The following is a 21,550-nucleotide window of genomic DNA, read 5'->3' on the forward strand; positions in this document are numbered from 1 at the left end:
NTGAATGACACGGGCATGCGCTGGGACGACACCTCCGGCTGGCAGAATGTTGCTCCTCAAGAGTGGCTTGCCGATAGCTCGCCGACGGCACTCCAGCAATCGCTTTCCGACGCATCCTATGAAATGCCGCTCAAATACCGAGACACTTTGCACGAGCTGATCTACGCCCATCGGAAGGGCCTGGACGAGGAGTACTTTTTCTTCGAACCCGACCTGATATCGGTTCGAGAGCGTTTCTTCCAGATCCGCGCGAAGTTACAAAACGACGCTCGCAGCGTGGTATTGGCCGACCTGCCCCCTCGTCCAGCGATGCCCGCTGTCGAGCCGCCGCCTGATGCGGCGCAGTTTATCGAGCGCCTGTATGAAAAAACCAACGGCATGGTTATCGGTGAATTTCATGATTCGATAGCCAGCAAGAAATTCATCATCGACAACCTGCCGAAACTGGCGCAACTGGAGGTGAAAACCCTCTACATCGAGCACTTACTGACGGACGTTCATCAGACGCATCTGGATCATTTCTTTGAAACCGGACAGATGAGCACGCAGCTGCTCAATGACATCAGAGTCCTGGATCGCGGGCATCTGACTGATCCGGCGAAGGTGTACACCTTCGAAAAACTGCTCATAAAGGCGCAGCAACAGGGCGTTGAAATTCGTGGCATCGATTGCGCCGCGAGCTATCACCTGAAGGGCATTCGCCGGGAGACACCTACGACTCGGCAACAGCTCATGAGTTACTTCGCGTCACGCACCATTCGCAAGCATCAGACAGTGATCGGCGAGCACAAGTGGGTGGCTCTTGTGGGTAACAGTCATTCCAACACTTATGCCAATCAGGTCCCCGGACTTTCCGAGCTGGAGGGCGCTATCGGCCTTCGCGTAGTGGACGTCTCTCCCGGAACCTCGCGAGGTATTACCGTGGATGCAGGTGAGGACGTACGCCTGCCTCTGAGCGGTGGAAACCAGAGGCTCAAGGGCGATTTCCTGGTAGAGCTAGAAGTTCAGAGAACACCTGTCCTGATCAGACCTGCACAGCCGCTGCCGCTGGAAACACGCCTGTCGAGACCTGGCATGTTCTTGACCGAGCAGGAACCGGACAATCTGCATTTCATCATCCACAGATCTCGAGACAATGCGATCCATCGCACTCAGGTCCAGCTCAGTGCCGACGGTAAGGTGTATGTGGACCGCTCGTCCTGGAGTACGATTCACCTCAAGCTCTTCGACGACATCGATGCGCTGGTAGAGGCACTCGAAGAAATCAATCTCACGCGCGTGGCATAAACGCGACATCCCGCAAAGAGCAGCCGCACCCCGGCTGCCCTTTGCAACGGATAACCCTAGGGGGCTTTGGGCAAGCGCTGCTCCAGCAACTGGTGCAGCGCACTGTCTTGCGGCCAATTGCGCATGAAGCGCGCGCGATCCTTGGCGAAGGCTGTGGCGAACGCGCCTGGCGAGGTGTGCTGACACATCGCGTCGAGATCGATCAGCGCCCAGCGATCCTGCTGCCAGAACACGTTGTGCCCTTTCAGGTCGCCATGACTGATGCGCTCGCGCAGCAACTGGGCAAACAGCGTATCCAGCGCTTGCAACTCGCTTTGCGGTGCATCCCCGGACGCTACGTACGGCGCAAAACGCTCGATGATGTCAGGTCCCGGCAGGTACTCAGTGACCAGGTACGCTTTGCGGCGCAGCCAGAAAAAACGCTGTTCCAATACGGCCAGCGGCCTGGGCGTGGCGATGCCGAGGAACATCAACCGGTTGCCTTCGCGCCATGAATGCCATGCACGGCTTGGGCGCCAGAAACGCTTTAGCCAGTGGGTAAAGTTCTTGATGTTGTAACGTTTGATCACCAGTTCGCGGCCCGCGACGTCTGCTTTCGCCACGCTCGCCGCTCCGCCAGTCTTGTACAGGTGGCCGCTGTCGATCAACGAGTCGGCGTTCGCCAGCACCGCAAGCATCGCGGCTTCCTCTTCACGCCGAATCGCACGCAGGCTGAATGGCCCGTCCGATACGCTGAACAGGCTGCAATCACGTCCGACCTTGATCAGGTAGTCCTTCAGGCGCCAATTGCTCACCTTGTCGATCTGCTTTTGCAGCGCCTCGACAGGCAGACCGTGCTCGCCGTTGCTCAACAGGTAATAGACCAGCAACTCTTCCGTGAAAGGCTCAAGGGATTTGGGCAACTGAGCGAAGAACACGCCAAGGTTTTCCAGGACCTTCTGGCGAGACAGCGGCTTGCCCGCCTGCTCGACGCGTATCCCGTCGCCGTCGATCAAATACAGTTTGCCGTCCTGACGCAGCAGATTGTCCAGATGCAGGTCTTCCTGCCAGATACCTTTGGCGTGCATCTGACCCACAGCGGCAAGCGCTTCGCCCAGAACAACGGATTGCTCATCCGCCAGCGGTGGCAGGTGCTCGACCGACTTCCACTCATCGCCCAGACTGCGGGCCTGGTCCAGGAACTCGAACAGCAGCCAGCCGCCCTCGCCATCCTGCAGCCCTTCAGCCAGTAACAGTGGGGTCGTCAGACCCTGCTCGGCCAGCAGCTGCACACCGGCGCGCTCACGCTGAAAGTGGCGAGGGGCCTTGTGCCCTACCAGCAATTTGGCAAGGACCGGACGCCCGCGCCAGATCCCGGCGCCCACATAGCGCTGCCCCGGTAAAACCCGCAATAGGCTGAGCAGTTGCAACTCGGCAGAACCCGCCGCATCCGCCAGCGTAATGCTCATGGGCAGCGCTGGTGTACGACCGGCGTTTTTCAGTTCAGACAAACGCATCGGCGCCCTCTTTTATCAATCTTGACTTAAACGCGGATCGCCCGGACTCATACGATCTCGCTTCTGCCCGCAGGGCGCGCCTGCGGCCAGAAAAGATCGACTGCGTCCTGTGCCCGAGCAGGAAACTTACCGGCTACTACGTTTATGACTACCGCGCTTTGCCAGCCGCTGCCACCAGGCATCCACCAGCCCGCTGTCGCCAGGGGCCTGTACGTAGGCCGAGAGCATCTCGCGAATTTCCGCCTCGTTCCAGACCGGCGCCCGGCGCAGTAGCGGCTCCAGGTCCTTGACGCGGTCACGCCGACCGAAGATCGACTTGCGGGTTTTTTCCAGATCGATCAGTTGCGCCAGATAGGCGCCACCTCGAGGCTTGAGAAAAATGTGCTTGGGATAAAAGCAACCGTGCACCTGACCGGCCTTGTGCAGCGTGCGCGCCAGTTCACCGCAGGCCTGCAGAATCGCAAGACGCTCCGTCGCGGACAACTGCGACCACTCGGTCAGCAACGTGTCCAGATCGGTCCAGCCATCGAGCGCGCGGGTCATCAGGATCGCACGACGCTCGCCTTCGACTTTCTTTTCGCCATAGAACACCGCATGCAGCGCCGGAATGCCGAGCTTCTGATACAGGCTGATGTTGCGAAATTCGCGAGAAAACGAAGGCTCGCCCAGCGGGTGGTGCAAGGTCCGGGTCAGGTAGTTGCTCTGGCGCTTGAGGTAGTAACCCGAGCCTTCGAGCTCCAGACGAAATACGCTGCTCCAGCCACCACGGCCGGTGTTGGGCTCGTCGACCGCGTCGAGCTCGACTTCCCACAATGAATCGAAATCAGCCAGCCCGTGGCGCTCGAGCAAGGCGCGGTCTGCATCGGCAATGAAAACACTCATTCGCGTCCCTCGAAAAAGCTGACGATATGTCGAATGCGCTTCTTGTCTGAGTCATTCAGGCGCTGGCGCCCACGGTATTGCAGATAGAAGCGCAGGCGCTGGGTGGCGGACAGGTGATATTTGGCAACCTTGTCCAGACACGCCAGGTCCTTGGTGATGCGATAGCGCAGCATGAAGCTGACCCAGAACGCACCGTTGGGACAGTCGATCAGAAACACCGTCGATTGATCGTCTACCAGCAGGTTGCGCCACTTCAGGTCGTTATGGGTGAAGTGGTGGTCATGCATCGTACGCGTGTAACGCGCCACCTGCTGGCTGATGCGGTCGACCCAGGAACGATCGCCCAGACGCGGATCGTTGGTTCTGGCCAGCTCCGAGAGATCCTCGGTGCGGGGCAGCTCCCGGGTGATCAGCGCGCCACGATCATAAGACGCGCCATTGCGTTCCAGCCCCCAGGCCACCAACTCGGCGGTCGGGATTCCCCATTTGGCGAAACGCTTGAGGTTCTGCCATTCGGACTTGACCCGAGGACGGCCCAGGTAGCGCCGCAGCCCCTTACCCGCCGCCACGTAACGTTTGACGTAGTAGTTCACGCCGTCACGCTCGACCCGGATCACTTCCGACAACGGATCACGGGTCAGGCGCTCGCCCTGCAAAGCGAAAACCGCATCCAGCGAACCGAAATCTTCACCCAGCGCAGCGTACTCAGGCTCAAGTTTCCAACCCGCCATCAGAGCGCATCCCCGTAACGCAGTTTGCGCTGATAGAGCTTGTCGGCCTTGCCTTCCAGCCAGCTCAGCAGCGCGGCTTCTTCGGCCAGAATCTGGCGCAGCGGCTGCTGAAAATAGCCTTTGAGAAAGCGCAGTTTGTCGCGACGCGTCAGCCCGATGTCCATGGCTGAGAAGTACAGCGCAGCCAGGTCCTTGTTGCGCCAGCGCATGGTAATCGCGGGGCGGGTCTGTGCGCGGTGCAAGTCGATGACCGAGAGCTTGAAATCGTCGGGCGTCACCGGCTTGTCGGTGTGCAGCAGAAAATGGCAAATGTAGCAGTCGCGGTGATTGACGCCAGCGCGGTGCATCATCCCCACGAGACGCGCCACTTCGGCGATGTAAGCCCGTTTCATGCGCGACTCGGGCGGCTGTTTTACCCAGTTGATGCTGACGTCTTCCAGGCTTTCTGTCGGCGCCAGCTCTTCGGTGATGATGAACGAATGCTGCGCGGCCGGATTGTTTCCTCGCTCGCCATAGGCCACGGCGGTCATGGTAGGCACGCCGACTTCGTGAAGACGATTGATCGCGTCCCACTCCTGCCTGGCGCCCAGCACTGGCAGTTTGGCCGTCAGCAGGTTCTTGGCGACTTCGCCCCAACCGATGCCACGGTGGATCTTGACGAAGTAACCGCGCCCGTCGACCTCGGTGCGCAAGGTGCGACGGTTTTCCAATTCCCGATAGACCTGCCCGTCCAGCGCCTCGACAGCCTCAAACGCATCGCGTCCGGCCCACAGGGTCTTGAAGGGTTCAGCAAGGATCAGTTTCATCCGTGGTGCTCCGCCAGAATCACATCCGCAGCGTGCTGCGGCATGCTGTAAAGATCAGCCGTGTCGGCGAATGCCAGCCCGTTGCGAGCCCAGGAACCGCGCGCGGCATCGTCCTTGAGCATGCGGGCCAGGTATTGATTGAGCTGGTTCTGCTCGAACGGCTCGTCGAGCACCAGACCGCTGTCGGCCTCGGCGATGTAATGCGCATAGCCGCACACTGCACTGACCAGCACCGGCAACCCTGCAACCAGCGCTTCAAGCAACACAGTGCCTGTGTTCTCGTTGTAGGCCGGATGAATCAATAGATCGGCCCCCAACAGGAAACGCGGAATGTCGCTGCGCCCTTTCATGAAAGTGACGTTGTCGCTCAGGCCAAGCGCGGTGCTTTGCATCTGGAAAACCTTGGGGTCGTCCTGGCCGATGACAAACAGCCGTGTGCGCTTTTTCAGCTCCGAGGGCAACGCCGCCAGCGCTTTCAGGCTGCGATCGACGCCCTTGGTCTTGAACCCGGAACCGATCTGCACCAGCAACAGGTCGTCATCACTCAACTTGAACTCACGGCGGAATTCAGCGCGAATCTCGGACGCGTTATCCGGCGCGCGACGGTCTTGGGAAATCCCCGGCGGCAGCAGATGAAAACGTTCCAGCGGGGTGTCGTAATGCTTGATGAACAGCGGTTGCTGCACTTCGGAAATCATCAGCACTTCAGTCTTGGCGTCTTTGGCGAACACCGCCCGCTCGTAGTCGGCGAAGTGGCGATAGCGGCCCCAGTATTTGTACAGCCCGTGGCGCAGGTTCTGCGCCTTGTCTTCGTAACAGCCATCGGCGGCGTAGTAGACATCCAGACCCGGCATCTTGTTGAAGCCGATCAGACGATCCACAGGGCGCTTGGCCAGGTCGGCGTTCATCCAGTCGGTGAGTTTCTCGTTGCGCCGATGGTTGAAGATCGCCTTGACCGGCGCTACCAGCACTTCGAAGCCTGGCGGCACGTCGCCTTCCCAGATAAGGGTGTACACGCGGATCGAATGCCCACGCTGCTGACACTCCAGGGCAATGCGCATGAAGTCACGCTGCAGGCCACCGAAGGGGAAGTATTTATAAAGCACGAAGGCCAGTTGCATCACGAATGTTCCTTTGCCAGCAACAGCGAACCCAACTGGCTCGCTACTCGCTCGGGATTCAGGCGAGTGAAGCACAGTGGCCACTCGCGTTCGATATCGAACCGACGCCTGTCTTCGGGCGTCGGTTGATAGGTGCATTTCTTTTGCAGGCACGGCGCACAGGCCGGGTAATCGCCCGCCAGATGAACCTGCGACTTGCCATAGGCACCGGTCAGGCCCGGATTGGTCGGGCCGAACAGTGACAGGGTCGGGACGTCCAGCGCGGCGGCCAAGTGCCCCAGCCCGGTATCCACCGCCACGCAACCCTGCGCGTTGGCCAACACTTTGGCGACGCCCTTGAGATTGAGTTTGGGCAGCACGAGCACTTTATCAAGCCCTGCGGCAATGCGTTCGGCGCGCGCTTTCTCTGCCGGATTGCCCCACGGCAGATGCACCTCCAGCCCCTGCCCGATCATGCGCTCGGCCAACTGGCGCCAGTACAGCTCCGGCCAGTGTTTGGTGGCCCAGGTCGTGCCGTGCAGAAACAGCACGAAGGGGGATTCATGGGTGCCTGCATCAAGCAAGCGGCTGCGGTCGAGCCCGTAGTCGCCAAGTCCCGCAGGAACTTCATAGCCCAGCGTCTGAGCGAACAACTGGCGCAAGCGCTCGACCGCGTGCTGACCACGGGCAACAGGGAACGCACGATCATAAAAACGTGCGGCCAGGGGCTCGCGAGCGGAATGCTTGTCCAGACCGACGATGGGCGCTTTGACGTAGCGCGTCAGCCAGGCGCTTTTCAGCAGACCCTGGGCGTCGATCACCAGATCGTACTGCGTGTCGCGCAGACGCTGTTTGAAGCGGCGCCATTCGCCATTCTTGAAGGTCTGCCAAAGGTTCTTGCGCCAGCGACGAATCGCCACCGGAATCACCCCGGCCACCGCGGGGTGCCAAGTCGGAATCTCGGCGAAGCCTTCTTCCACGACCCAGTCGAACTGGATGCCTGGCAATGCGCGCATCGCGTCTGTCAGTGCAGGCAGGGTATGAATGACGTCACCCAGCGACGAGGTCTTGATCAGCAGCACCCGCAAGTCAGGCAACCTCTACCGGGGAGCCGCTCAACTGGCTCAGGGCCTGAATGACCGAATCGGGCTCCAGCAGACGCAGGCAATTGTAGTGACCGAAACGGCAGGTGCGATCAAAACACGGGCTGCACTCGATGCCGAGCTGGACGATTTCGACATGATCGGCCAGGGGAGGCGTAAAGCCCGGCGAGGTAGAACCATACACCGCCACCAGCGGGCGATTGAGCGCTGCGGCAACGTGCATCAGGCCGGAGTCATTGGAGACCACCGCGTCGGCACAGGACAACAAGTCGATGGCCTCGGCCAGGGACGTGCCGCCACTTAGATTTACGGACTCTTCGCGCAGGCCCGGAATCAACCGCTCGCGAATGCTTTCACCTACCGGATGATCGTTCTTCGAGCCGAACAGCCAGACCTGCCAGCCTTCGCGGATCTTCGCCTCTGCAACCTTGGCGTAGTGCTCCGAAGGCCAGCGTTTGGACTCGCCGAACTCGGCACCCGGACATAGCGCCAATACGGGACGGTCCAGGCTCAAGCCGAACTTGGCGAGCGCGGCGTCACGGCTAGCGGTTTCGATCCGAAGGCTGGGTTTGGGGTACGGACGCGGGATTTCAACGCCTTTGTCGTAGGCCAGGGCCATGAAACGTTCGATCATCAGCGGATAGTGCTGTTTGTCGAGCGTGCGTACGTCGTTGAGCAGGCCGTAGCGAAACTCGCCACGCCAGCCTGTACGTTTGGGGATGCCGGCGAAAAAGGGTACCAGCGCCGACTTCAAGGAGTTGGGCAGCAGAATCGCCTGGTCGTACTGTCCTTTCAGGGATTTGCCGATACGACGGCGGGTCGCCAGTTCCAGTGCGCCGTGGCCCAGCGGAAAGCTCAAGGCCTTGCGCACCTCTGGCATGCGCTCGAGGATTGGCCGGCTCCACTCGGGCGCCAGCACATCGATCTCGCATTGCGGGTGGCGCTGTTTCAGGCACTGGAACAGCGTCTGCGCCATCACCATGTCACCGACCCAGCTGGGCCCAACGATCAGAATTCTCATGCTCAATCCAAAAACGACCAGAAACGAGCAGGGAGGCCCATCAGACTGCGTGACGCTTCCACACAGCCTGACGCCTCCCTGTCATAGCTTTATATAGGTCCGGCCAGGCATCCACCGAAGTCCAGAACGTGTAGTGCTTTTCTGACCCCTTCGCGGGCAAGCGCGCTCCTACAGGAGTTCGCGCTCAACTGTAGGAGCGCGCTTGCCCGCGAAGAGGCCGTAGACATCTACAAAAAATCAGATGCCTCAACTCAACCCCAACTGCGTCCAGATCCGCATCACTTCGCGCCGCTCACTGACGAACTGATCGCCACTGACAACGCCCGCATCCTTCTGCAACGCTTGTCGGTGAGCGGCTGAGCGGTAGGCTTTATACACCTCACGCAACAGACTGGCGTCGGCGGCGGGTAGGAGCCCTGCCTCTTCCAGCCCCTCGAGAATACGGATGTTATCGGTGTAACGAAGCAGCGCGGGATGTTCTCTGGACCACGCCAAGGCCGCGTATTGCACCATAAATTCGATATCGACGATACCACCGGCGTCCTGCTTGAGGTCGAACGAGGACGCGGCCTCGAAGGCATTCGCGCCCTTCCCCGCCGCCGTACCCTTGGTTCCCAGGTTGTCACGCATCTTGGCGCGCATCTCGCTGACCTCCTGGCGCAGCGTGTCCAGATCGCGCTCGCGGCCCAGCACTGAAGCGCGCACCGCCTCGAATCCCTTACCGACATCGGCGCTGCCCACCAGCACTCGCGCACGCACCAGAGCCTGATGCTCCCAGGTCCAGGCTTCATTCTCTTGATAGCGGGAAAATGCCCCCAGCGAACTGACCAGCAGACCCGACGCGCCGGACGGTCGCAGGCGCATGTCCACTTCATATAACTGGCCAGAGTTGGTCTGCGTGGTGATCAGGTGAATGATCCGCTGACCAAGGCGCGTAAAAAACTGCGCGCCGTCGATGGGCTTGGCGCCGTCAGTTTCTGCTTGCGGATCGCCATCGTGAATGAACACCAGATCCAGGTCCGAACCGTGCCCCAGTTCGATGCCACCGACTTTTCCGTAACCGACGATCACGAAACCGGGATCGCACAGGGTGCCATCCGGACGACGCGGCGCTCCATGACGGGCGACCGTGTGCCGCCACGCCAGCGCCAGCACCTGCTCCAGAATCGCCTCGGCCAGCCAGGTCAGGTAATCGCTGACTTTCATCAATGGCAAGCTACCGGTGATTTCCGACGCAGCCACGCGCAACCGGTGCGCCAGCTTGAAGTGTCGCAGCGCCTCCATTTGCTGCTCAAGATCATCTTCAGGAATGCGTGTCAGGCGCTCACGCAATTCGGCGCCCAATTCCAACGCCTGCGGCGGATTGAACAGGCGTCCTTCATTGAGCAACTCATCGAGCAGCAGCGGGAAACGGGCGATCTGCTCGGCGATCCACGGACTGGCCGCACACAAGGTCAGCAATCGCCGCAACGCTCCGGGGTTTTCCGTGAGCAGTACCAGATAAGCCGAGCGCCGGGCCACGGCTTCAACCAATGGCAGCACGCGTTCGAGCACCAGATCCGGATTGTCATGTTCTACAGCCTGTGCCAACAGCCGGGGAATGAACGCATCGAGTCGCTCGCGCCCCAGACGCTGCATTGAGCGCAGCTGCGAGCTGTTACGCAGGTTGCTCAGATGTTTCAGCGCTTTCTGTGCGTCGGCGAAGCCACCTTCCTGCAATTGCAGACAGGCGCTCTCTTCGTTTTGCGACTCTTCCCACAGCGGGAGCCATTCTCCGCCGACGATCTCTTCGCCACCGTCCTGCAATCCTTCCTCTTCATCCGGATCAGCAATCACCTGACGGAAGTGCCACTCAACCCGGCCACGCCAGTACATCAGCTTCTCGTGGAAGCTGCTCCAGTCGGCAAAACCCATGATCAACGCGATACGCGCTTGATCGCGTTCATCTTCGGGAAGCATTTGGGTCTGACGGTCGGCGATGGCTTGAATGGCGTGCTCGGTGTAGCGCAGGAATTCGTACCCTTCGCGCAACTCATCGATCACAGCGGTTGGCAGATAACCCTGACCTTCCAGCGTGCGAAGTACCTTGAGCAAGGAGCGCTGCTGCAAGCTCAGGTCGCGTCCGCCGTGAATCAACTGAAACGCCTGAGCGATGAACTCGACCTCGCGAATCCCCCCCGAGCCCAGCTTGATGTTCGCCGCCATCCCCTTACGCCGGACCTCCTGCTGAATCAGCTGCTTCATGGTTCGCAGTGCTTCGATGGCGGAGAAATCCAGATAGCGGCGATAAACGAACGGCCGGAGCATTTCCAGCAACTCGTTGCCCTTCACCTGATCACCGCCGACCACCCGCGCCTTGATCATGGCGTAGCGTTCCCAGTCGCGTCCCTGGTCCTGGTAATACTGCTCCAGCGCATTGAAGCTCAGGACCAGGGCGCCCGATGAGCCGTACGGACGCAGGCGCATGTCGACACGGAACACGAAGCCATCGACCGTGACCGGGTCCAGCGCCTTGATCAAACGCTGCCCCAGGCGAATGAAAAACTCCTGATTATCCAGAGGGCGCTTGACCCCTTGGGTTTCGCCGCCTTCGGGATAAGCGAAGATCAGATCGATGTCCGAAGACAGGTTCAGCTCCAGCGCCCCCAGCTTGCCCATGCCGAGGATGACCATCGGCTGCGGCTCGCCGCTACGACGCCCGGTAGGTGTGCCGAACTGCTGACAGTGTCTGTCGTACAACCATCCATATGCGAGGTCGATACTGCCATCGGCCATGTCGGAAAGGTCACGGCAGGTTTCGACCAGATCAGCCTGGCGGGTAAGGTCGCGCCAGACAATTCGGACTTGCTGCCGCGTCCGTTGACGACGTAGATTACGCCCCAGCTCATCGTCGGTGGCCGCAAGATCCACCGCTGCTGCGATTTGCCCACGCAGCTCGCCGGGCACCAAACCGCGCTCCAGCTCGCCGGAGGCGGCGAGATCAAGCAGCATCTGCGGGTCCCGGACAACCTGCTCGGTGACAAAATCACTGGCCGCACATACGCGGTCGAACGCAACCTGACGCTCAGTGGGCCAGGCATCGAAAGCCGCCTGACCGGCATTCGTCAGTGAGTCAAGCGCAGCGCGGGACGACTGCTGTGCACGAGTGACCAACGGCAGAAGGATGGCCGGCAGATCAGCCAGCGAGGGAAGGCTCATGGTCTATCCTTGATCGGCGTTCAAAAGACTACCCGCGGTGCAGGTTGTACACACGCCACGGACCGGACTGTCGAACAAAGGTTAAAAATTGCTGGCGACTAGATTTTTTTGGTTCCCAGCATGACTTTTCACTTGATCTGTTTGTTGTTTTTACCAACATTAGCAATTTGTTTCACCGCGTGACCCGAGCGAAAACAGCGCTCAGCTGTAGTTTTACTACTGTATATACAAGTCAAAAAGCTGAAACGGCCAAAGATTTGTAGTAAAACTACACAACGCCGGGTACAACTCCGGTCATCCAAGAATTTTACGTCGTCTGCCCACAAGGCCAGTCGCAACAAACTCAGGCAACCGATTCTGGAAGCCTTTCCGCCCTGGAGCAAGCCATGCAAGACCTCGATCCCGTCGAAACCCAGGAATGGCTGGACGCCCTGGAATCGGTTCTCGACAAAGAAGGCGAAGACCGTGCTCACTACCTGATGACCCGTATGGGTGAGCTGGCCACACGAAGTGGTACACAGCTGCCGTACTCCATCACCACGCCTTACCGCAACACCATCCCCGTTACCCGCGAAGCACGCATGCCCGGCGACCTGTTCATGGAACGCCGCATCCGTTCGATCGTTCGCTGGAACGCACTGGCGATGGTCATGCGTGCCAACATGCAAGACCCTGATCTGGGCGGCCACATCTCCACTTTCGCGTCCAGCGCCACGCTCTATGACATCGGCTTCAACTACTTCTTCCAGGCCCCGACCGAAGAACACGGCGGCGACCTGATCTACTACCAGGGCCACGCTTCTCCGGGCATCTATGCTCGCGCCTTCCTTGAAGGTCGCTTGAGCGAAGAGCAGATGCTCAAGTTCCGTCAGGAAGTGGATGGCGGCGGTCTGTCGTCGTACCCGCACCCTCACCTGATGCCGGACTTCTGGCAGTTCCCGACCGTTTCCATGGGTCTGGGCCCGATCACTGCGATCTACCAGGCGCGCTTCATGAAGTACCTGGAAAACCGTGGTTTCATCCCGGCCGGCAAGCAGAAAGTCTGGTGCTTCATCGGTGACGGTGAGTGCGACGAACCGGAAACCCTGGGCGCCATCTCCCTGGCTGGCCGTGAAAACCTCGACAACCTGATCTTCGTCATCAACTGCAACCTGCAGCGCCTCGACGGCCCGGTTCGCGGCAACGCCAAGATCATCCAGGAACTCGAAGGTGTATTCCGTGGCGCCGCCTGGAACGTCAACAAGGTCATCTGGGGCCGCATGTGGGACCCACTGTTCGCCCAGGACGAAGACGGCCTCATGCAGCGTCGCATGGACAAAGCCATCGACGGCGAGTACCAGAACTACAAGGCCAAAGACGGCGCCTACGTGCGCAAGCACTTCTTCGGCGACGACCCTGAGCTGCTCAAGCGCGTCGAGAACCTCTCCGACGACGAGATCTGGAAACTCAACCGTGGCGGCCACGACCCGTACAAGGTTTACGCGGCGTACCACCAGGCGGTCAACCACAAGGGCCAGCCTACCGTCATCCTCGCCAAGACCATCAAAGGCTACGGCACCGGTGCGGGCGAAGCGAAGAACACCGCGCACAACACCAAGAAAGTCGATATCGAGTCGCTGAAGAAATTCCGTGATCGCTTCGACATTCCGCTGAACGATTCCGAACTCGAATCGCTGCCGTTCTATCGTCCGGCCGAAGACAGCGCGGAAATGAAATACCTGCGCAAGTGCCGCGAGAAGCTCGGTGGTTCCCTGCCGCAGCGCAACCGTGGCACCACGAGCATCCCTACGCCGCCGCTGGACACCCTCAAGTCCATCCTGGACGGCTCGGGCGACCGTGAAATCTCCACCACCATGGCGTTCGGTCGTATCCTCGCCTCCATGGTGAAAGACAAGGAACTGGGCAAGCGCATCGTTCCGATCCTCGCCGACGAAGCCCGTACCTTCGGCATGGAAGGCATGTTCCGTCAGCTGGGTATCTACTCGCCAGTCGGCCAGCTGTACGAGCCGGTCGACCGCGATCAGGTCATGTACTACCGCGAAGAGAAAGACGGCCAGATCCTGCAGGAAGGCCTCAACGAGGCAGGCGCGTTCTCCTCGTTCATCGCTGCCGGTACTGCCTATAGCAACTACAACACCCCGATGCTGCCGGTCTACATCTTCTATTCGATGTTCGGCTTCCAGCGTATCGGCGACCTGGCCTGGGCCGCTGGCGATGCACAGACTCGCGGCTTCCTGCTGGGCGGCACCTCGGGGCGCACCACGCTCAACGGTGAAGGCCTGCAACACGAAGACGGTCACAGCCACATCCTGGCTTCGACGATCCCGAACGTGCGCAGCTATGACCCTGCCTATGCCTATGAGCTGGCGGTGATCATGCACGAAGGCACGCACCGGATGATGACGTTGCAGGAAAACGTCTACTACTACATCACCGTGATGAACGAGAACTACCACCAGCCCGCAATGCCGGCCGGTGTCGAGGACGGCATCATCAAGGGTATGTACCTGCTTGAGGAAGACAAGCGCGAAGCGGCTCATCACGTTCAACTGATGGGTTCGGGCACCATCCTCAACGAAGTACGCGAAGCGGCGAAGATCCTGCGTGAGCAGTTCAACATCGGCGCCGATGTATGGAGCGTCACCAGCTTCAACGAACTGCGTCGCAACGGCCTGGCCGTGGAGCGTGCCAACCGTCTGAAGCCGGGCCAGAAGCCACAGGTGAGCTACGTTGAAGAGTGCCTCAACGGCCGTAAAGGTCCGGTGATCGCTTCGACCGACTACATGAAACTGTTCGCTGACCAGATCCGTCAGTGGGTTCCGACCAAGGAATACAAAGTCCTGGGCACTGACGGCTACGGCCGCAGCGACAGCCGCAAGAAGCTGCGTCACTTCTTTGAAGTCGACCGTCACTTCGTTGTGCTGGCAGCCCTGGAAGCCTTGGCCGACCGTGGCGATATCGAACCTAAGGTCGTGGCGGAAGCCATCACCAAGTTCGGCATCGACCCGGACAAACGCAACCCGCTGGACTGCTAAGGCCTGCGTTAACGATCGCAAAGAGCGCTGCAACATCGCGCAAGACAGCCGAGGATGCGGAATTTACTCCGGTAAATGAGCATCCGAGGCTGTTTTGTCGCACTACCGGCAGCGCAGTCGAGTGAACAGGTTCTCCTAAGGAGAGACATTGTGAGTGAGTTAATTCGTGTACCCGACATCGGCAGCGGTGACGGTGAAGTCATTGAGTTGTTCGTCAAGGTTGGCGATCGCATCGAAGCCGATCAGAGCCTGCTGACCCTTGAGTCGGACAAGGCGAGCATGGAAATCCCTGCGCCAAAAGCCGGTGTCGTCAAAAGCCTGAAAGTGAAAATCGGCGACCGTCTGAAAGAGGGCGACGAGCTGCTGGAGCTTGAAGTGGAAGGCGCAGGCGAAGCTGCTGCCGCACCTGCTGCCGAGCCAGCCGCCGCTGCTCCGGCGCCTGCCGCTGAAAAACCTGCTGAAGGGGCTCCGGCACCTGCCGCCGCTCCTGCTCCAGCCGCGCCTGCTGCCGAAACGGTTCAGGACATTCACGTTCCTGACATCGGTTCGTCGGGCAAGGCTCGCATCATCGAGCTGATGGTCAAGGTTGGCGACACTATCGAAGCTGACCAGTCCCTGATCACGCTGGAATCCGACAAAGCCTCGATGGAGATCCCGTCTCCAGCCGCTGGTGTGGTCGAGAGCATCAGCGTCAAGGTCGAAGACGAAGTCGGCACCGGCGATCTGATCCTGAAACTGAAAGTCGCTGGCGCTGCACCGGCCGCCGCGCCTGCTCAGGCAGCTGCCCCGGCGCCGGCCAAGGCTGACGCTCCTGCAGCCGCTCCAGCCGCTGCACCGGCTCCGAAAGCCGAAGCAGCCCCTGCTCCCGCTGCCGCTCCTGCCAAAGACGGTGCCAAGGTTCACGCAGGCCCGGCTGTTCGCCAGCTGGCACGCGAATTCGGCGTCGAGCTGAGCGCTGTGACTGCCACCGGCCCACACGGCCGCGTGCTGAAGGAAGACGTGCAGGTTTACGTCAAATCCATCATGACCAAAGCCAAGGACGCACCGGCTGCTGGCGGCGCTGCCGGCGGCATGGGCATCCCGCCAATTCCGGAAGTCGACTTCAGCCGTTTCGGCGAAATCGAAGAAGTGCCGATGACTCGCCTGATGCAACTGGGCGCGAGCGGGCTGCATCGCAGCTGGCTGAACATTCCTCACGTCACTCAGTTCGACCAGGCCGACATCACTGACCTGGAAGCTTTCCGCGTTGCGCAGAAAGCCGTGGCCGAGAAGGCCGGCGTGAAACTGACCGTGCTGCCGCTGCTGCTCAAGTCCATCGCGCACCTGCTCAAGGAACTGCCGGACTTCAACAGCTCGCTGGCGCCAAGCGGCAAGGCCATCATCCGCAAGAAGTACTTCCACATCGGTTTCGCGGTGGATACTCCAGACGGTCTGCTGGTTCCTGTGATCAAGAACGTCGACCAGAAGAGCCTGCTGCAACTGGCTGCCGAAGCCGCCGAGCTGGCTGAAAAAGCGCGCAGCAAGAAGCTGTCGGCCAACGACATGCAAGGCGCTTGCTTCACGATCTCCAGCCTGGGTCACATTGGCGGCACCGGCTTCACGCCGATCGTCAACGCGCCTGAAGTGGCGATCCTTGGCGTGTCCAAGGCCACCATGCAACCGGTCTGGGACGGCAAGGCCTTCCAGCCGCGCCTGATGCTGCCGCTGTCGTTGTCCTACGATCACCGCGTGATCAACGGCGCCGCAGCCGCTCGCTTCACCAAGCGTTTGGGCGATCTGCTGGCAGACATCCGTACGATTCTGCTGTAAGCCGTACGAGGCCCGTTTCCAGTGAAACGGGCCTTCGCTGTTTTCGAGCTGCCACGCTCGTACCTCAACCCCGCCCATTTGGCGGGGCTTTTTTTTGGCGTAGCTTTTTGGCGGCGGGATGGGGCAGACGGCTCAGCCGACACATCGCAGCTTGGCCGATCAAAGCCCCCCCCTGCACCAACTTCAACCACTTACCGGCCATTCCCGACAAATCCGACCAGCAACCTTTAGTTAATCCCGGTTTTGCCGACAGATTTATAGCACTAAGCCATCGCGCTCACTTGTCAGCCCGTTCGCCATGATGCAACCTTGCGTCACGCGATTTAACGATGGGCTCGTTGCCCGCGCGCGACCGTACTCTTAAAGCGAGTTCCTTCATGAAAAGCCAACCTGATGCTGCCGCCCGATCGGCAGCCGAGGTCGTGACGCAATTGCCGGTGCCCTCGCGGCTCGGCATGCTGCGTTTCGAGCGGCTTAATGAACCGAGCTGGGCAATGCTGTACCTGGACCCCAATTGCGAAAAGCAATTCGACATGCCGGCCATGGAGCTGTGCGCCCTCATCGGCGCACCCTATGCCAGCCTGATGGAGCCAGAGGCCCGCTACCAGTTGCACGATGCCGTGCAGATGCAACTGGCCACCAACTCCCATTACGTGATCCGCTATACCTTGCACACCACTCGCGGCCAGTTGGGTCTGCTGGAGATCGGTGAAGGGTATCGGCAGCACAATCGCGAACTGTTACGCGGCTATCTGATGGTGGTCGACGATGTGTTCGACGCCAGCGAGCTGACATTCGCACCGGACCTGGAAGTCCAGAACTCACGCCTGCAGATCGCGCTGGAGCTCAATCAGCGCGCTCAGCACGAGCAGCTGCAGCACCTTGAGCGGGTGCGCGCTCAGCAGAGCCTTATCCTGCGCCTGGCGCGCCATCGCTACAGCTCCAATAACTCGTTGCAGGAAGCCGCGGAGCTGATCACCAAAAGCGCCTGCGAAATCTACGACATCGACCGCGCCGCAATCTGGAACCTCAACGGCAAGACCCTCGAGCCGATTGCCGAGTATCGTCGGGATATCGACGGGTATCTCAAGCCCGCGCCGATCGACATCAGCCGCTTCCCCAGCTATCTGGAAGCGCTGCACACCAGTCGGGCCATCGATGCCAACGACGTGCAGCTCGACCCCCGCACACGTGAACTGGCAGAGAGCCTGGTTCCACGGGACATCAACGCCATTCTCGACGCCAGTGTGCGCATCGATGGCCACGTCGTGGGTGTGCTGTGTCTGGAACAGACGGGCGCGCCACGGGACTGGCAATCCGACGAAATCGCTTTTGCCGGGGAGCTGGCCGATCAGTTCGCGCAGGTCATCAACAACCACAACCGCCGCACGGCCACCAACGCCTTGCACCTGTTTCAGCGGGCGGTGGAGCAAAGCGCCAATGCGTTCTTGCTGGTCAATTGCAACGGCGTGGTCGAATACGTCAACCCAAGCTTCACCCAGATTACCCAGTACACCGCTGAAGAAGTTCATGGGCATCGTCTCTCGGAACTGCCGGCGCTGGAGAATCTCAACTCGTTGTTGCTCGATGCCAACTCCAGCCTGGCCAGCGGCAATAGCTGGCAGGGCGAATTCAAGAGCCGCCGCAAGAATCTCGAACCGTATTGGGGTCAGCTGTCGATCTCCAAGGTGTACGGCGACAACCGCGAGCTGACCCATTACATCGGCATCTACGAAGACATCACCCAGGCCAAGCTCTCCCAGCAGCGGATCGAGCGCCTGGCGTACACCGACAACCTGACCAACCTGGTCAACCGCCCGGCGTTCATTCGCACCCTTGACGAGCACTTCGCACGGGACATCGAAACGCCGATCAGCTTGCTATTGGTGGACATCGATAACTTCAAACGCATCAACGACAGCCTCGGCCACCAGACCGGCGACAAGCTGTTGATCAGCCTTGCCCGCCGCCTGCGCAACAGCCTGAGCCCGACCGGGATTCTGGCGCGTTTCGCCAGCAACGAGTTCGCAGTGCTGCTGGACGACACCGGTCCTGAAGATGGCCAGCGTATCGCCAGTCAGGTGCTGACCACGCTGGACAAGCCCATGTTCGTCGACAACCAGTTGATCAGCGTCACGGGCTCCGTAGGCCTGGCTTGCGCGCCAATCCATGGCCGCGATCCGCAAACCCTGATGAAGAACGCGGGCCTGGCGCTGCACAAGGCCAAGGCCAACGGCAAACATCAGGTGCAGGTGTTCACCGAAGCCTTGAACGCCGAGGCCAGCTACAAACTGTTCGTCGAGAACAACCTGCGCCGCGCTCTGACGCAGAACGAACTCGAGGTCTTCTATCAGCCCAAGCTGTGCCTGCGCACTGGCCGCTTGCTGGGCATGGAAGCACTGTTGCGCTGGAATCATCCTGAAAAGGGCATGATCCGCCCGGATCAGTTCATCAGCGTTGCCGAGGAAACCGGTCTGATCATCCCGATCGGCAAGTGGGTCGCGCGCCAGTCCTGCCGCATGAGCAAGCAACTGACCGCCGCCGGCTACGGCAAACTGCACGTGGCGATCAACGTTTCGCCCAAGCAGTTTTCCGACCCGGACCTGGTGAGTTCGCTCGCCAACATCCTGCGCGAAGAACAGCTCGATCCGTCATTGCTGGAGCTGGAGTTGACCGAAGGTCTGCTGCTGGAGGCCACCGAAGACACGCGGCTACAGCTGGACTCCCTGAAAACATTGGGCCTGACCCTGGCGATGGACGACTTCGGCACCGGATATTCGTCGTTCAGCTACCTGAAGAAATTCCCCATCGATGTGATCAAGATCGACCGCAGCTTCATCCGTGACATCCCGGATGATCAGGACGACATGGAAATCACCTCGGCGGTGATCGCCATGGCCCACAACCTGAAGTTGACGGTAGTCGCCGAAGGCATCGAAACGGCCGAGCAACTGGCGTTCCTGCGCCGCCATCGTTGCGACGTGGGGCAGGGTTACCTCTTCGACAAGCCGATCCCCGGTGAAGAGTTGATCAGCAAGCTGCGCCGCTACCCTCGCGGGCCTCAGGCCTGAGCCCACGCTGCCACCCCCTTCCCCGCCTTAACGTTGTACGGCACACTTGTCGCCTTTCATTTGCTTCAGCCGATTCTGACCCCATATACGCCCATTACTGACAAACCCTGTCGGTTGTCCTGTCACCCAGAGAGGATCTGCCTCATGGTCTTGCGCTCGGAAATTCTTGTGAACAAAAACGAACTCCCTACTGCCCAGCAGGCTCTGCCGGGGCGTGAAACACCCATGCCCCTGCCAGAGACGCACTTCGTCAACGGCAATCCGCTGCTGGGCCCGTTCTTTGAAGACGTCGAATTCGCGATCTTCGGCCTGGGTTGTTTCTGGGGTGCCGAACGTCGCTTCTGGCAACGTGAGGGCGTCGTCAGCACAGTCGTCGGCTACGCGGGCGGCTTTACGCCGAACCCGACCTACGAAGAAGTGTGCTCCGGCCTGACCGGCCACAGTGAAGTCGTACTGGTGGTGTACGAGCCGGCGAAAGTCAGCTACGAAGAACTGCTGGCGATGTTCTGGGAATTGCACAACCCGACCCAAGGCATGCGCCAGGGCAATGACATCGGCACCCAGTACCGCTCGGTGATCTACGCGACCACCCCCGAGCAACTGGAGGCTGCCAACGCCACCGCAAAAGTGTTTCAGGCTGAACTGACCAAGGCCGGGCTGGGCGAAATCACCACTGAAATCGACCAGGCGCCTACCGTGTACTTCGCCGAGGCGTATCACCAGCAGTATCTGGCGAAGAACCCGCAGGGCTATTGCGGGATTGGCGGGACAGGTGTCTGCATGCCGCCGAGCTTGAATCCCTAAGCTACGTCAGGGCCAGCACACGCTTGGCCCAGACTCAGTCCCCTGCAGCAGCCCGGCTTGCCGGCGGTGTCGATTTTTATGACGCCACCGCCGGCCAGCCGGACTGCTGCAGATGATCGAGCTATCAATCAGGATTCGGCAATCAGCCAATCCATCTTCCAGTCACCCTGGGTCTGTCCCAGCTTCTTTGCCAGCCATGGCAGCAACTCGCGCAACTCCTCTTCCAGGCCCCAAGGCGGATTGGCAATCGCCATGCCTGAGCCATTGAGGCTGTTAGGCGTGTCCAGCGGATGCACCAATAACTCCACACGCAGCAGCTTGGGCGCGCCGGTTTCGGCCAGTTCCTGATAGAAGCGCTTGAGCGCACGCTGGTCCTTGACGGGATACCAGATCGCAGCGACGGTCTGGCGCATGCGGCCGATGGTTTCCTTGAGCGCGACGGAGCAACGCTTCATCTCGTCGAGCTGTTCGAACGGTGGGTCGATCAACATCACGGCGCGTTTTTCCTGCACCGGCAGCAAAGCCCGCGGCACATGCCAGCCTTCACCCAGATGCACGGAGACGCGGCGGTCGTATTTCATGTTGTCTTTGAGCAGGGCGCCGTCTTCGGGGTGTTTCTCGTTGAGCAGCACGCGGTCTTGCTCGCGGGTCAAGCGACGGGCCAGCTCCGGGGATCCGGGGTAGTAACGCAACTCGCCGGTCTTGCGGTTCATGTGACGAATAACGTCCATGTAGCCGGCAGCCATCAGTGGCACGTCCTCGGCGTCCCACAAACGGCCGATGCCCTCAATCCACTCGCCAGTGCGCGTAGCCTGATCGCCTTGCAAGTCGTACAGACCAAGGCCCGCATGGGTGTCGAGGTAGGCGAGCGGCTGCTCCTTACGCGACATCAGCGCGATCAATCGAGTCAGAACGATGTGTTTGAAGACGTCGGCGTGGTTGCCGGCGTGGAAGGCGTGACGGTAGTTCATGGCGGCTCCTGGAAGGCTGCGGAGTTTAACAAAACAGCCGACCTCGCGCAGACCACTCATTCCATGGCTCGCGCGCAAACCCGAACGACAGGCAAAAAAAGCCCCGGTTAAGCCGTTACAAAACCGGGGTTGAGGGACTTGCGCTGACTAGAGGGTGACCAAACCGTGGTCAGTGCAATTTTGAATGAGGCCAATTATGCCGAATTAACTAAACGGTTACATAGCCAAAACCGACA

At 60.2% G+C, this 21,550-nt stretch carries 13 protein-coding genes and 1 pseudogene; 5 read left to right on the forward strand and 9 right to left on the reverse strand.

The window, feature by feature from the left end; all coding sequences use genetic code 11:
* Position 1 precedes the first annotated feature (1 nt).
* Positions 2–1,287: pseudogene (locus tag D3M70_RS33575) on the forward strand (membrane-targeted effector domain-containing toxin); the annotation flags it as partial.
* A 56-nt stretch (positions 1,288–1,343) separates the two neighbouring features.
* On the opposite strand, the gene D3M70_RS22405 reads toward D3M70_RS33575, so the two are convergent.
* The 8 genes from D3M70_RS22405 to glnE form a co-directional block, all read right to left on the reverse strand.
* Positions 1,344–2,783 (reverse strand): lipopolysaccharide kinase InaA family protein, encoded by a 1,440-nt coding sequence (locus D3M70_RS22405; RefSeq protein ID WP_120127819.1) that lies wholly within the window; start codon positions 2,781–2,783, stop codon positions 1,344–1,346.
* Between the two features lie 126 nt (positions 2,784–2,909).
* On the reverse strand, positions 2,910–3,665 hold the full coding sequence (locus tag D3M70_RS22410; RefSeq protein WP_120127820.1) for a lipopolysaccharide kinase InaA family protein: 756 nt from the start codon (positions 3,663–3,665) through the stop codon (positions 2,910–2,912).
* The gene (locus tag D3M70_RS22415; RefSeq protein WP_120127821.1) at positions 3,662–4,396 is read right to left on the reverse strand and encodes a lipopolysaccharide kinase InaA family protein; all 735 of its coding nucleotides are present in this window, start codon (positions 4,394–4,396) and stop codon (positions 3,662–3,664) included. The genes D3M70_RS22410 and D3M70_RS22415 overlap by 4 nt, the downstream gene beginning before the upstream one ends.
* A complete protein-coding gene (gene rfaP, locus D3M70_RS22420) occupies positions 4,396–5,202 on the reverse strand; it encodes a lipopolysaccharide core heptose(I) kinase RfaP (protein WP_120127822.1) in 807 nt (268 codons plus the stop codon). The genes D3M70_RS22415 and rfaP overlap by 1 nt, the downstream gene beginning before the upstream one ends.
* Complete coding sequence (locus D3M70_RS22425; protein WP_120127823.1) at positions 5,199–6,323, reverse strand: glycosyltransferase family 4 protein; 1,125 nt, start codon at positions 6,321–6,323, stop codon at positions 5,199–5,201. Before D3M70_RS22425 ends, rfaP begins: the two co-directional genes overlap by 4 nt.
* Positions 6,323–7,390: a lipopolysaccharide heptosyltransferase I gene (gene waaC / locus D3M70_RS22430; protein WP_120127824.1), complete on the reverse strand. Its 1,068-nt coding sequence runs from the start codon at positions 7,388–7,390 to the stop codon at positions 6,323–6,325. Before waaC ends, D3M70_RS22425 begins: the two co-directional genes overlap by 1 nt.
* 1 nt (position 7,391) lies before the next feature.
* The gene (gene waaF, locus D3M70_RS22435; RefSeq protein ID WP_120127825.1) at positions 7,392–8,426 is read right to left on the reverse strand and encodes a lipopolysaccharide heptosyltransferase II; all 1,035 of its coding nucleotides are present in this window, start codon (positions 8,424–8,426) and stop codon (positions 7,392–7,394) included.
* Positions 8,427–8,672: 246 nt separating this feature from the next.
* Positions 8,673–11,624: a bifunctional [glutamate--ammonia ligase]-adenylyl-L-tyrosine phosphorylase/[glutamate--ammonia-ligase] adenylyltransferase gene (gene glnE / locus D3M70_RS22440; RefSeq protein ID WP_120127826.1), complete on the reverse strand. Its 2,952-nt coding sequence runs from the start codon at positions 11,622–11,624 to the stop codon at positions 8,673–8,675.
* Positions 11,625–12,010: 386 nt separating this feature from the next.
* On the opposite strand from glnE, the gene aceE reads away from it, so the two are divergent.
* The 4 genes from aceE (at position 12,011) to msrA (ending at position 20,343) form a co-directional block, all read left to right on the forward strand.
* Positions 12,011–14,659, forward strand: a complete 2,649-nt coding sequence (gene aceE, locus D3M70_RS22445; protein ID WP_081563811.1) for a pyruvate dehydrogenase (acetyl-transferring), homodimeric type — start codon at positions 12,011–12,013, stop codon at positions 14,657–14,659.
* A 150-nt stretch (positions 14,660–14,809) separates the two neighbouring features.
* On the forward strand, positions 14,810–16,468 hold the full coding sequence (gene aceF, locus D3M70_RS22450; RefSeq protein WP_120127827.1) for a dihydrolipoyllysine-residue acetyltransferase: 1,659 nt from the start codon (positions 14,810–14,812) through the stop codon (positions 16,466–16,468).
* Between the two features lie 377 nt (positions 16,469–16,845).
* On the forward strand, positions 16,846–19,539 hold the full coding sequence (locus D3M70_RS22455) for a bifunctional diguanylate cyclase/phosphodiesterase (protein WP_120127828.1): 2,694 nt from the start codon (positions 16,846–16,848) through the stop codon (positions 19,537–19,539).
* 144 nt (positions 19,540–19,683) lie between these two features.
* Positions 19,684–20,343 (forward strand): peptide-methionine (S)-S-oxide reductase MsrA, encoded by a 660-nt coding sequence (msrA, locus tag D3M70_RS22460; protein ID WP_120127829.1) that lies wholly within the window; start codon positions 19,684–19,686, stop codon positions 20,341–20,343.
* Positions 20,344–20,471: 128 nt separating this feature from the next.
* Here the strand turns inward: msrA and D3M70_RS22465 are convergent, their stop codons facing one another.
* Entirely contained in the window at positions 20,472–21,314 is an 843-nt protein-coding gene (locus D3M70_RS22465; protein ID WP_120127830.1) for a 23S rRNA (adenine(2030)-N(6))-methyltransferase RlmJ, read from the reverse strand.
* Positions 21,315–21,550 lie beyond the last annotated feature (236 nt).

This window comes from Pseudomonas sp. LS-2, from assembly GCF_003605735.1.
GTDB lineage: Bacteria > Pseudomonadota > Gammaproteobacteria > Pseudomonadales > Pseudomonadaceae > Aquipseudomonas.

Coding starts and splice junctions, on each gene's coding strand:
- D3M70_RS22410 (WP_120127820.1), bottom strand. CDS start 3,665: ATGAGTGTTTTCATTGCCGATGCAGACCGCGCCTTGCTCGAGCGCCAC.
- rfaP (WP_120127822.1), bottom strand. CDS start 5,202: ATGAAACTGATCCTTGCTGAACCCTTCAAGACCCTGTGGGCCGGACGC.
- D3M70_RS22455 (WP_120127828.1), top strand. CDS start 16,846: ATGAAAAGCCAACCTGATGCTGCCGCCCGATCGGCAGCCGAGGTCGTG.
- D3M70_RS22425 (WP_120127823.1), bottom strand. CDS start 6,323: ATGCAACTGGCCTTCGTGCTTTATAAATACTTCCCCTTCGGTGGCCTG.
- D3M70_RS22465 (WP_120127830.1), bottom strand. CDS start 21,314: ATGAACTACCGTCACGCCTTCCACGCCGGCAACCACGCCGACGTCTTC.
- D3M70_RS22415 (WP_120127821.1), bottom strand. CDS start 4,396: ATGGCGGGTTGGAAACTTGAGCCTGAGTACGCTGCGCTGGGTGAAGAT.
- aceE (WP_081563811.1), top strand. CDS start 12,011: ATGCAAGACCTCGATCCCGTCGAAACCCAGGAATGGCTGGACGCCCTG.
- D3M70_RS22405 (WP_120127819.1), bottom strand. CDS start 2,783: ATGCGTTTGTCTGAACTGAAAAACGCCGGTCGTACACCAGCGCTGCCC.
- glnE (WP_120127826.1), bottom strand. CDS start 11,624: ATGAGCCTTCCCTCGCTGGCTGATCTGCCGGCCATCCTTCTGCCGTTG.
- waaF (WP_120127825.1), bottom strand. CDS start 8,426: ATGAGAATTCTGATCGTTGGGCCCAGCTGGGTCGGTGACATGGTGATG.
- msrA (WP_120127829.1), top strand. CDS start 19,684: ATGGTCTTGCGCTCGGAAATTCTTGTGAACAAAAACGAACTCCCTACT.